Below are 13,029 nucleotides of genomic sequence, written 5' to 3' on the forward strand. Positions count from 1 at the left end.
TGGCAATGTTTTGAGCAATTTAATTAGAGCCACATCGTTACAAGGTATTAATGCGCTTATAGAAGAGCTCGGCGGGAATGCTTTACGTGTTATGAAAACGTGCAATGTGGAAATAGATTTTACCAATCTTGAAGATCAATATTTACCCTATCGTACTTATGCTTTTTTATTAGAGTATTGCAGCCATACGTTTAACTGCCCATGCTTTGGGCTTAAATTAGCGAATAAACAAAATTTTGATATTTTGGGGCACATTGCTATTGCGGCAAAAAGTGGCACTAATTTAGGCGAAGCACTTAACTGGGTGATAAAATACTTACACTTACATAGCCCTGCACTGAGCTTAACCTCGCATTCTTTAGAAAATGATAAAAATTTACTCTTATCATTTGAGATAAACCTAAAACCATTACCTCAAATTAACCAGGTGATTGAACTAACCATTGGCTTAGCAGTGGCTATTATTAAAAAGCTGAGCAATAACCAGTGCAAACCTCTAAACGTGTTTTTACCACAAAAAATAGCAGCAAATACCCGCGCTTATAAAACTCATTTTGGCTGCACTGTTATAGAACATCGAAATAGTGCGGGTATTGTTATTAATAAAAACGATTTAGCACTTAAACTTAACCAGCATGAACATAACAAAACACAGGCAGCACTTAGTTTTTTAGCCACACGAGGAGAGCATAATCGCTCATTACCCGCCCAAGTAAGCGCACTAATTAGACCTATGCTACCTATTTATCAATGCTCTAATCAAACTATTTCAGCTGCGCTGGGTATGCACCCTCGTACACTACACAGAGAGCTTAGCAAACACAGTACAAGCTTTGTAAAACTCAAAGACGCCACGCGGTGTGCTTTAGCCGAGCATTATTTAACACAAAACCAATATTCTATCTCGACTATTTCAGAACTTTTAGGCTACCAAGAGCAAGCAACACTAAGTGCAAATGTTAAACGTTGGTTTGGCTGCTCTCCTAGGGCGTGTCGAACTTTGTGGATTGAAATTTGTTCAATCTAGGGGCGATTTAATCGCGGCGCGAGGTTTGTAACCTAGTGGGCTAAGTAAAAATCGAGCAACAAAGAGTCAATCGTCCCTAGAAAGAACCCATAGGGCAGCGCATGTTTGGTCTTTATGCTGCGTTATCGCCTATTTATGGGGGATAACCACACTACATAGGCTCTGCCTTGCCTAAAAACCAAACATACTGCTGTAAATTCAACCACCAAAGCTCAACACGCCCTAAAGTATATAGAGCTAAAAAAATGTTAAACTAAACGCTCTTATTATTTTTATTAAAGCTAAGGAGTGAGCATGAACTTTGTTATTGTTGGCACTAATTTTATTAGCGACACCTTACTCAATGCGGCAAATACATTAGCCAATTTTAATTTATATGGCGTGTGTTCGCGCGCAGTCTCAAGTGGGGAAGCATTTTTAACAAAACACCCTCAAAATTCGAACGCAAAAATTTTCACTTCAATTGAGCAAGTATGCCAAGATCAAAACGTTGATGCCGTATACATTGCAGCGCCAAATAGTCTGCATAAACATTACGCAGTAATGTGCCTTGAAGCAGGCAAACATGTATTAGGTGAAAAACCATCAGCAGCTAATACTAACGAACTAAATGCTATTTTAACAACAGCAAAAAAACATCAGCGTCTCTACATGGAAGCTATGATGACCACACACTTGCCAAACTTTACCAACCTTAAAAGTGCTCTGGCTAAAATTGGTACACCGCGTAAATTTATTGGTCAATACAGTCAGTACTCTTCTCGCTATGATAAATACAAAAATGGTGAGCGCCCAAATACATTTTTACCTGAGTTTGCTAACGGTGCCTTGGTCGACTTAGGTATTTACCCATTGTATTTATTAATTGCACTGTGGGGAGCGCCAAACAGTGTGAGTGCCAGTGGCGTATTACTTGATACAGGTGTGGATGGCGCGGGCGATGTATTACTAAACTACTCAGATAAACAAGCTGTTATTAGTTATTCAAAAATTTCGCAAGGCGACAATATAACCGAGATACAAGGTGAACTTGGCCGCATGCGTATAGAAGCCGTATCACAGCTTAAACAGATTGAATTTATTGCAAATAACGGTGAAACAGAAGTTATTTCAGGTAAGTTTGATGAGCATTTTATGAAATACGAAGTAGCTCACTTTATCGAGTTGGTTGAGCAAAACGTGCTTGAATCGCCTGTTAATACCCACCAATTAGCATCTAATGTAATGAGCGTACTAGATGATGCGCGTATACAACTTGGTGTTATATACCCAAGCGATAAATAATAAAATATATATGGGCGTTAACCAACGACAGTTAACGCCCAAAGGGAAGTTAAAACAACTAACTAAGACTACACTTTTTATTACAATAACGACCCCCATCCGTGGGCAATCAATTTGAGTTATCAACTATAAAAATCTTAATTTGCAACAAATAACACTTACAGTGCAACTTTGACTTATTACCAATGTATCTATATTTGTAACCTTAAAACTAACCTAACACATAAAAACATTACCAATCAAGCTGGCCAATTGCATTATTTTAAACTAAATTGGTAATACATAAACGCAACCATTGGTGTATAGTGGTTTGCAAGCGTAACATCGCGTTAGAATTTTGACATAATAGTGAATTTTGGGGTAACCTCTGGTATTAACTGTTGTTTTTGACTATTAGGCCCCAGAGGCCATTATTCCTTAAGGTAATGAAGGTAAAGTATGGGTAATCGTCGCTTATTTTGGCGCATTGTTGATAAAGTTGAGTCTTTGATAAATCAAGGTGAGTTTTCTGCTGGAAGTCGTTTACCACCAGAGCGTGAACTTGCTGAAATGTTTGACGTAAGTCGCCCTACTATCAGAGAAGCAATTATCGCATTAGAAGTGCGCGGCCGAGTTGAAGTTAAAACTGGCTCAGGTGTTTATGTTGTTGAGCAGCTAGAAAAACCAATTAAATCTAAAGAAATTAGTGCATTTGAACTTACTCAAGCGCGTGCTTTAATTGAAGGCGAAATTGCAGCACTGGCAGCTCAAACTATTACCGATGAAGAGTTAGAGCAATTAAATAAAACGCTAATCGCTATGGAAAAAGGCCTTTATGTTGAGCAGGCTGACCGTGAGTTTCACGAAATTATAGCCCGTGCTACTCGCAATAAAGCGCTTGAATATGCTGTATCTAATTTATGGGATTTACGTCTTAACAACGCTCAAATTGTTACCGATTATGGCAGCGTATGTAAAAACAATAACGACTGCGTAATGGACGAACATACCGCTATTTACAAAGCGCTTAAGTCTCATGATGCAAGTGCCGCACGCACAGCAATGCATAAACATTTTAATCGCTTAATTAATGCTTTATTTGATGCAGTAGAATCACGTGCACTTGAAGAAATTAAGCGTAAAAATGATGAGAAAAGAGGACTTTACTCTTTAGACGGTTTGGTTAAAAGCGCAAACTAATACCCTTATTAATTACTTATACTGAAAAATAGCGAACAAGTCTTACTTGCTCGCTATTTTTTTGCTTATCACCTTGGTATAGCTATTCTATTTGAGTAAACAACACGCTTTTTCTAGCAGCTATACATTTAACTTGCTTTAAAACGTATTAAGGGTTTAACTATTTTTAAGCAATGCTTCAAGATGTATTAATTACTGGGTATTGATGTTTCACTAGTAATTAAAAAAAGATACACTGCGCAAAACCAGCCGATTGTAAGTAAGGAATTCAATGCAATCATCCACTAAAGATTTTTTACTCGCCATTATTTGTGTAATTTTAGCTATGATCACCATTCAATCTGGTGCCTCTATTGCTAAGCAATTATTTCCTATTGTTGGCCCCGAGGGCACTACTGCACTAAGGCTTGGTTTTTCTGCGCTTATTTTATGTTTAATCTTTAAACCTTGGAAACACTTACCCACGCAGGGTAATCGCACCTCTATTATTGTTTATGGTTTAAGCCTTGGCGGTATGAATATTTTATTTTATTACGCTATAGAGCGTATTCCGCTGGGTATAGGTGTTGCGCTTGAATTTACAGGCCCTTTAGCTGTGGCGCTATTTAGCTCTCGCCGCAAGCGCGATTTATTTTGGGTAGCCTGTGCCATTGCTGGTATTTTACTGTTACTACCCGATATGAGCAGCCAAGATAGCCTAGACCCTATAGGTGTCATACTTGCCCTTGCAGCAGGAGCTTGCTGGGCGGCGTATATTTTATTTGGTAAAAAAACCGGCACTCAAAGCTCAGGTGGTGCAACGGTTGCTTTGGGTATGACCATTGCTGCGCTAGTACTTGTACCTTATGGTGGCATATCGCAAAGCAGTGCATTTACATGGGGAATTATACCGCTCGGCATTGGCATTGCCATTTTATCAAGCGCCCTGCCCTATACACTTGAAATGGTCGCTCTACGCAATATGCCCGCACAAGGGTTTAGCATTATGCTTAGCTTAGAGCCTGCATTTGCAGCCCTTGCAGGCTTTATAATACTTGGAGAGTTACTTACATTGTGGCAGTGGTTAGCTATTTTATTAGTGATTATAGCCTCTGTTGGTAGCTCATTTTCAAGTGTTAAAAAACAAAAAAACACGTTAGATCTAACAAGTTAAAACAAAATAGCCATCGTATAAATTACGATGGCTACGTGCTTAATAATACCTATTAACTAACCGATTTAGCGCTTTTGTTATTTGTTAGCAAATACCCAATTAATGAAATAAGCGGCATACCAGCGGCTACTAACGCAACGCTTGTCCAGCCTCCGGCCTCATAAAGCGGGCTGGCTATAAGTGAGCCTACAGCCCCACCTACAAAAATACTCGTCATGTAAATCGCGTTTAGTCGCGCACGGCTTTGCGGCTCTAATGAATACACAGCCCGCTGGCCAAGTACCATGTTTGCTTGCACAGCGAAGTCAATAAACACACCTGTTAAAGCTAAAATTATTATCCCGTTGGGTAACTCAAATAAACTAGGTAAAAAGCACACTGCGGCAATCACTTTTGCTAATAACGATAACTGATGCGTGTAACCTTTATCGGCTAAGCGCCCAACAATAGGTGCTGCAATAGCGCCTGCTGCGCCAACTAAAGCAAATAGCGCTATTTGTGATTGCGATAAGCCATATTCTCGCGCAAGTACAATGGGGACGCTTGTCCAAAATAAGCTAAAAGAGGCAAACATTAATGCCTGAAAAAGAGCACGTTGGCGCAGAACAGGTTGGCTTATCATTAACTGCTTAAGCGATTTTAATAATTTAAAATAGGACGTTTTTTGATTTGGATGCCTGTGCGGAATGGCAAAATAAATTACGCTTGCAATAAACACCATACAGCCGGCTGCAAAATAAAATACCGCACGCCAACCAAAGTGATCGGCAATCAGGCTCGATATAGGCCTTGCGAGTAAAATACCTAATAATAAACCTGCCATAATATTACCCAGCACTTGCCCACGCTTTTCGTCAGACGATAAATGCGCCGCAAGCGGAATAAGCACCTGAACAGACACCGAGCTAATACCTATCATTAAACATAAAATAAGCATTACATTTGGTGTATCGGCAAGGGCTGTGCCTATTAAGCTCAAAAACGATACTCCAAGCGTTATAAGCATTAAGCGCTTGTTCTCGATGAGGTCAGCTAATGGCACTAAAAAAAATAGCCCAAGGGCATAGCCAATTTGCGTAAGCGACACAATAAAACTAGCACTATGCGGGCTCAACCCCACCTCGGGTGCTAATAACTCAATAATGGGTTGAGCGTAGTAAATGTTGGCAACAATAAGTCCGCAACATAAAGCAATAATGCTAACAAGTGTATTGCTAAGTGGCTGCGGTGAAACGCCTGTTTGAGTCATGTATTTCTCTGTTTTGTACAGTTTAAAAATAATAAAACCCAATGGGTACAAAGCCCATTGGGTTATAACCTCGTACTTTGCTTACTTTATTGGTGATGGCTTACCATGCGGGCTTGAGCGTAAATACTGTTTAGGTGCAGTTACAGTAGCGCCAAGCTCTGCTGCTGCATGCCAAGGCCAGTGCGGGTCATATAAAATACCACGCGCAAGTGCCACGCCATCGGCTTGCTGCTCGCTAATAATATCTTCGGCTTGTTGTGGCTCGGTAATTAAACCCACGGCTATAACAGGCATATTCACAGCCTCTTTAATAGCTGTTGCAAATGGCACCTGAAAGTTAGGTTTAACAGGTATTTGTTGATCAGGGCTTAAACCCGCTGTACTTACATGAATAAAATCACAGCCAAGCTCATCAAGGGCTTTAGCAAGCGCTACTGATTGTTCTAAATCCCAGCCCCCTTCTACCCAGTCAGTCGCAGAAATACGAATACCCACGGGTTTGTTACTGTTAAATTCTGCGCGAACAGCTTTAAATACTTCAAGCACAATACGCATACGGTTTTGCAAACTGCCTCCATATTCATCATCGCGCTTATTACTCAAAGGTGATAAAAACTGATGCAACAAATACCCATGCGCCCCATGTAACTCTATTAAATCAAGGCCTAGCTCGTCAGCGCGTTTAGCGGCGCTTACAAAGTCTTTAATTAATGAGTCTATGTCGGATTGGCTCATGGCTTTTGGCTCTGGGCTATTTTCGTCGTACGCGACTGCTGAAGGCGCAAGCGTTTGCCAGCCGTTTTCATCCGTTGGGCTTAATGCACCACCCCCATCCCATGGCTTTTCAGTAGATGCTTTACGCCCAGCATGTGCTAGCTGAACACCAATAGGCATAGAGCTATATTGTCTAACCGCTTTTAAACTTTTATCTAATGCTTGCTGGGTTTCATTATTCCAAAGCCCTAAATCGCCATAACTAATACGCCCCTCTGGATTAACCGCTGTGGCCTCTAAAATAAGTAACCCTGCCCCGCTTAAGCTTAACTGCCCTAAATGAATGGTATGCCAATCACTAGCTGCACCATTATTTGCTGAATACTGGCACATAGGTGCAATAATAATTCGGTTGTTTAATGTGAGTTGCCCTATGTTTAACTCCGAGAATAACTGACTCATTGCTTGCTCCTTGATGCGCACACATGTGCGAATTGAAATAGCTTACGATAACTAACGATAATGGGGATCAAACTTAATTTTTACAGTGCAAAAAATAGAATAAGTCATTACTAAAAAAGCTACCTCAAACGTTTTTTTATCAGGGCTTAAGAAGCATTAACAAACACAACAATTAGTGCAATTTTAAAAACGTGAATGGCTATTACTTTTAAACAATCATGCTAGCTGTATGTAACATGTACCTAATTTACTGAAAATCATTGGATGCAAGATGTATTTACATGAGTTAAAGTTTATTTTAACGCGCTATTTATTCCAAAAAAGTGAATTAAAATTCAATTTTATTATTCCCTGCCCCTTAACTCCCTGATAAACTGTTCACTTAATTTACTAATGTAAAACATTTGAACTGGGGATCACTTTTTATGTTTAAACCAAGCTTGTTAACCTTGGCTATTTCGAGCGCTGTATCTGGCGTATTTTTATTTCCCAATGCCGCACTTGCTCAAGAAGAAGTTGCAGCTAACAACAAATCACTCGAAGTAATCGAAGTTACAGCAACAAGGCGCAGCGGCTCTGTACAAAATGCACCACTAAATATTACAGCGCTTGATGCCGATATTATGAAAGATCAAAATATCAGTGAGCTTGCCGATGTAGCACGCTGGGTGCCTGGTTTAACAATAACCGATCAAGGTGGTCGCTCAGGCTCGCCTATCATTGTTCGTGGTTTAAACACAAACTCGTCTGGTCCATCATCAGATGGCGGTACAGTATCAACTTACATTAACGAAATTCCGGTTTCGGTTGATATGCGCTTGGTAGATATAGAGCGCGTTGAAGTATTAATTGGGCCACAAGGCACCCTTTATGGTGCGGGCACATTAGGCGGCGCAATTCGTTACATGCTTAAAGAGCCTGAGCTTGATTTTACATCGCTTGAAGTTTACGGCGATATGTTTCAAACCCAAGAAAGTGACTCTTTAGGTGGCGAAGGCGGGTTTATTGTTAACCTTCCTATTATCGAAGATGAACTTGCAGTGCGTGCAAGCTTAAACGTATACGAAGACCCAGGCTTTATTGATTATGCTTACACAGTGCGTGAGCCAGGTGTATCTCTACCGGACCCTGATTGGAGCAACGCCGACGAAGTAAACAACAATATTAAAAATGTTGAAGATGCTAACGGCGAAACAACTACCACAGGGCGTATTTCTGTACGTTGGAAACCAAGCGAAACATTTGAAGGGACACTTAATTACTTTTACCAAAACCAAGACAGCGAAGGCCGCTCGATTGTTCATTACAACAGTTTAAACGATGATAATGGCTTAAGCGATATTGTAGGTAAATACGAGTCTGCTTATCGTTATGAAGAGCCGCGCGAAAAAGAAGATCAATTACTAAGCCTCGAGCTAAAAGCAGACCTAGGTTTTGCAGAGCTAGTATCGGCTACGGGTATTTCAAGCTTTGATGCCGACGGCCAACGCGACCAAACCGATTTACTTATTCGTCTTGATTACGGCTATGAAGAATTTCCAGCGTTTTCATCTTTCACGCGTGAAATTGAAGAAGAAGACACCTTCACTCAAGAAATTCGCTTAGTGTCTCAAAGCGACAGCGACTTTAACTGGATTGTGGGTGGCTTTTACAACAAAACAGAAACCGAAGCATCAAGTAGAGAGTTTACGCCTGGGTTTGACCAATTCGCTATCGATAACTTTGGTGGCGCTCAGCTAAGACCTGACTCATTAGAATACTTAGAGCTTACAAAAAGTAAAGTCACTGAGTCTGCGCTATTCGGCGAAGTTGGCTACCAAGTTACCGAAAAATTAGATATTACCATTGGTGCACGTTTTTACGAATACGATGTAGAGGCGCAAGCAGCATTTGACTTCCCGCTTGCAAATACACTTTATGGCGATGCAGACCCTGATGCAATCACCGTTGCTTACGAAAAAGACGAAGCAGGCGATAACGGTAACTTATTCAAATTTAATGCTAAATACCAGTTTACTAATTCAGTAATGGGTTATGTAACAGTAAGTGAAGGCTTTAGAATTGGCGGTTCCAACCTTCTAGCTGTTTGCCCTGATCCTATCCCTGAAAACCAGCAAACAGGATGTGGTAACGCTGACGAAAGGCTTTTTGATGCAGATACTACTACAAACTACGAGTTAGGCTTTAAAAGTACCTGGTTTAGAAGCCAACTACACTTTAACGCCGCGTTATTCAACATAGATTGGGATGATGCACAAATTACAGGCGCTACAGATGTAGGCCAATTAACGTATCTTTCAAACGCAGGCAGCGCAAATGCAAAAGGGATTGAAATTTCTTCCCGTGCGATTTTATCTGACTCATTCTCGGTTTATGCAACTTACGCATACACCAAAGCAGAGCTAACATCAGACGCACCATTTTTGTTTAATGCTGATGGCACCGATGGCGCAGAAGACGGCGACCGTTTACCGGGCTCGCCAGAGCATCAGTTCTCAATGGGTGTAAACTATCAAACAGATGTGTTTAACGACAAAACCCTTGATATTAACTACGGTTTAACCGCACAAAGTGATGTAATTTCAAAAGTAGGTTTGCATGACAATGGCGAAACCCTGCCAGGTTACAGCTTAAGTAATATTTCTGCTAAGCTAACGGCTGATGAGTGGTCTACTACTTTATACATTGATAACGTATTTAATAAATACGCCGTTACATCAGTACGTCGTTCAGATGCCGATATAACAACTGCAAACGGTGCCGACATACAACGTAACTACGGCCACTATATTAATCGCCCGCTTACGGTAGGCGTTAAATTTAACTACAAATTTGAAATATAATTTATAGTCACTTTTAAACAATGTTATAAGGCTCAAATTTAATTGAGCCTTTTTTCTTTATTAACACATAAATAAAACAACCATCATGCAGCCAAACTTAAAGCACCTCCATCAAAGCGCCATTGAGTATTTAAACCAAGGTAATATACAAAGTGCCCATAAAGCCCTCGTTGAATTAGTGACTCAAAAAAGCGACTTTGCCGATGGCTACTTTTTACTGGCCATGGTTAATTTACGTGTTGGGCAAATACACAAAACCATAAAGCTAATCGAAAAAGCCCTTAGCCTTGGTAAAAGCATTGAATACAGCGCCCAACTTGCAAAATGTTATGCAATTACAGGCGAGCTAACTAAAGCCAAAAACACCGCTTTAGCGATACCCATTGAGCAAATAAAAAAGAGTCTTGATGCCGACACCCTAGGTGTTGCACTTACACAAGCAGGCCTGCACAAAGAGGCACTAAACTATTTTAACTGCGCTATTGAACTGGCCAAACACGCAAATAAACCACAACCACAGTTTTATTATAATTTAGGTGTGAGCGCTAAATTTGTAGGCCAATTTGAACAAGCAAAAAACGCCTTTGAAAGCGCCATTACTCTAGACCCGCTGCATCATCAAAGTCATTTTGCATTAAGCGACTTAACCAAAGCTACTGCGCAATCTAATCATATAGCGCGCTTAAAAGCCGTAGCTGAGCAAATCACTCACCCCGATGCAAAACTACATATAGGCCATGCCTTAGCAAAAGAGTACCAAGACCTTGGTGAGTTTTCAGAGGCTTTTAACGCGTTAGAGCAAGGTAAAGTAGCAAAACGGGCTATGCAGCCGTTTGATCATAAAAGCTCAACTGAGCTATTTGAACATATTAAATATCTAAGTAAGCAGCACGCACAAGCGCTAACACAAGGTAACCTAACAGCCGAACCTATTTTTGTATTAGGTATGCCCCGCTCTGGCACCACATTGGTGGAGCGTATTTTATCGAGCCATAGAGACGTACAATCAGCCGGAGAATTACAAGACTTTGGCCTAAGCGTTAAAAAGTTAAGCCAAACTCAAACACCGCATGTACTCGATACTCAAACACTCACTAAAGCGTATGAGCTTGATTTTAATCAGCTTGGGACAACCTATTTAAACGCAACTCGCGTAACCACTGGCAGCCATAAACATTTTATAGATAAACTCCCGTTTAACTTTTTTTATATCGACTTAATTACAAAAGCGCTGCCAAACGCTAAAATTATTTGTATGCTGCGCGATCCAATCGACACCTGTATTGGCAACTATCGCCAATTATTTACCATTAATAACCCCTACTACGCGTACTCGCTCGATTTACTCGACACAGCAAAATTTTACAGCCGTTTTTACAAACTCATGCAGCACTTTAGTACCCTGCACAGCAATATAAAATTAGTAAAATACGAAGAATTAGTCGCACAGCCCGAGCAACAAATTAAAGAGTTAGTCAGCTTTTGTAATTTAGAGTGGCAAGCACAGTGTATAGACTTTCACTTAAACACCGCGCCTGTATCTACAGCCAGTAAAGTACAAGTACGCCAACCATTAAATAGCAAAGCAATCGGCCGTTGGAAGGCGTTTAAACCCCATACTAATGCAGCAGTGAAGTACCTTTTAAGCCAAGGTATTAGTGTTGAATAAGCGTTTTATTTTGGGCAGGGCAGAATCCAAATAAGCAGCTTTGTGTAAGTGTAGGTCGGATAAGCGAAGCGCCATCCGACACAGTAAAATACCTTGCCAATTATTATCACATTTTATGTTGGCGAGTGGCTAAAGAGTGCCATGAGCGGACACTCATAATCTTAGTCACTTGTTAAGTGTTCTTTTCTGGGGCGAAGGTAAATATTATATTTTGTACTACTTTCTTGTCTGCTTCACTTAGGTACGAAATATCAAACGGTTCCGAAGATTTAATGGCTTTTAACGCTTCTTTTTCTAGCTCTTTTTGGCCCGTAGAACGCACGATTTTAGAAAACTTTAGATAACCATTATCATCAATATTTATATGCACTTGCACTTTGTGACCGAAACAAGTTTCGCAAACAAATAAATGTGATTCAATTAGGCTCTTATTCTTACTGACCCACTTTGGAACATCAGATTTTTCATTAAAATCTGCAGCCTTTCTAGTTGAAATTTTTTCTCCAGGTAATTCATGCTGAATAGTTGAAGTGCAGCCCACCATGAGCAAAACAAGATAAAGTTTGACTAGATATTTCATAATTTCCTAGAGCATATAGCGCCGTTTTAAGCGGCGAGTAATAGTTTGCTAAATGTGGAGCGAAGCGGAACCGAGCAAACTGTTACGAGTCCGACTTGAAAACCCTTGTTAGGTGCTTTGTACGCTTATCCCTTTAGATATAAGCTCTTGACCATGTTTGTGGATTTCATCTCGAACCAAATATGTTGCACCACAGTAGGGATACTTTTCAAGAGCAAGAGCTGTTGATAAACCACAATAAACAATATATATCGCCTTTTTAAGGTCATCATCACCAACTACATTATTAAAGCCTGAAAATTGAGACCTTACACAGTTAATAAAATCCGCTACATGTTTACTCTGAATATCAGGATTTATATTGTGTGCTATTTGATTTCTTGTTTTAGCGAGTTTTATTAGTGATTTCCATACCCATGTATATTCTTCTTCATCATCTTGCATTAATGCCCTTACGAGCGAAACAAGAGGCTCCCAACTTATAAAAAAAGACTCAATATGCTTTGGATTAGAAACTGTTTTACGAATAAAACTATAAAGCATTGTTTCTGCTAATTGATGACCACGCAATATAAGTATGTCTACGTCATCTCTTTCATTCGGAAAATATGTGTTAAATACTTCTAAAGACGAATCCAATTCTTTTACAAAACTCTCATCCATACTCAGACCTCTAAAATGCACCTAACATGTTTATAGCGAGCGAATCGCATGTTTTTCTACCACAGCGTCGCTCGTTTATCTTAATTACTCACTTGTAACAAACTTCTTAACTATTTGCCAGCACTACCAAAATACAGTAGTACTGGTTTTTACTTCAGGACAAAAACGAGCTATTCGGTCGTTTTCTTGACTATGCAGGCAATATA

10 protein-coding genes are annotated in these 13,029 nt (G+C 40.1%); 6 read left to right on the forward strand and 4 right to left on the reverse strand.

Annotation, left to right across the window (positions count from 1 at the left end; translation table 11 throughout):
• Positions 1-10: 10 nt before the first annotated feature.
• From ATS74_RS16265 to ATS74_RS16280, 4 genes are all read left to right on the forward strand, one after another.
• Positions 11-1,027, forward strand: coding sequence for an AraC family transcriptional regulator (locus ATS74_RS16265; protein WP_058549997.1), 1,017 nt, complete (start codon positions 11-13; stop codon positions 1,025-1,027).
• A gap of 294 nt (positions 1,028-1,321) precedes the next feature.
• Positions 1,322-2,311, forward strand: coding sequence for a Gfo/Idh/MocA family protein (locus ATS74_RS16270; protein WP_058549917.1), 990 nt, complete (start codon positions 1,322-1,324; stop codon positions 2,309-2,311).
• Positions 2,312-2,749: 438 nt separating this feature from the next.
• Positions 2,750-3,490 carry a FadR/GntR family transcriptional regulator gene (locus ATS74_RS16275; protein ID WP_058549918.1) on the forward strand — a complete coding sequence of 247 codons (741 nt, stop codon included), beginning with the start codon at positions 2,750-2,752 and terminating at the stop codon, positions 3,488-3,490.
• A gap of 271 nt (positions 3,491-3,761) precedes the next feature.
• Entirely contained in the window at positions 3,762-4,643 is an 882-nt protein-coding gene (locus ATS74_RS16280) for an EamA family transporter (RefSeq protein ID WP_058549919.1), read from the forward strand.
• A 52-nt stretch (positions 4,644-4,695) separates the two neighbouring features.
• Here ATS74_RS16280 and ATS74_RS16285 read toward each other — a convergent pair whose 3' ends face one another.
• Both ATS74_RS16285 and ATS74_RS16290 read right to left on the reverse strand, forming a co-directional pair.
• Entirely contained in the window at positions 4,696-5,892 is a 1,197-nt protein-coding gene (locus ATS74_RS16285) for an MFS transporter (protein ID WP_058549920.1), read from the reverse strand.
• 81 nt (positions 5,893-5,973) lie between these two features.
• Positions 5,974-7,068 carry an NADH:flavin oxidoreductase/NADH oxidase gene (locus tag ATS74_RS16290; protein WP_058549921.1) on the reverse strand — a complete coding sequence of 365 codons (1,095 nt, stop codon included), beginning with the start codon at positions 7,066-7,068 and terminating at the stop codon, positions 5,974-5,976.
• Between the two features lie 425 nt (positions 7,069-7,493).
• Here ATS74_RS16290 and ATS74_RS16295 point away from each other — a divergent pair, with 425 nt between their 5' ends.
• Positions 7,494-9,911 carry a TonB-dependent receptor gene (locus ATS74_RS16295; RefSeq protein WP_058549922.1) on the forward strand — a complete coding sequence of 806 codons (2,418 nt, stop codon included), beginning with the start codon at positions 7,494-7,496 and terminating at the stop codon, positions 9,909-9,911.
• 85 nt (positions 9,912-9,996) lie between these two features.
• A complete protein-coding gene (locus ATS74_RS16300) occupies positions 9,997-11,580 on the forward strand; it encodes a tetratricopeptide repeat-containing sulfotransferase family protein (RefSeq protein ID WP_058549923.1) in 1,584 nt (527 codons plus the stop codon).
• A gap of 172 nt (positions 11,581-11,752) precedes the next feature.
• Here ATS74_RS16300 and ATS74_RS16305 read toward each other — a convergent pair whose 3' ends face one another.
• Complete coding sequence (locus ATS74_RS16305) at positions 11,753-12,160, reverse strand: energy transducer TonB (protein WP_024598543.1); 408 nt, start codon at positions 12,158-12,160, stop codon at positions 11,753-11,755.
• A 108-nt stretch (positions 12,161-12,268) separates the two neighbouring features.
• Entirely contained in the window at positions 12,269-12,823 is a 555-nt protein-coding gene (locus ATS74_RS16310) for a hypothetical protein (protein ID WP_058549924.1), read from the reverse strand.
• Positions 12,824-13,029 lie beyond the last annotated feature (206 nt).

The sequence above is a fragment of the Pseudoalteromonas sp. H103 genome (assembly GCF_001469205.1).
Taxonomy (GTDB): domain Bacteria; phylum Pseudomonadota; class Gammaproteobacteria; order Enterobacterales; family Alteromonadaceae; genus Pseudoalteromonas; species Pseudoalteromonas carrageenovora.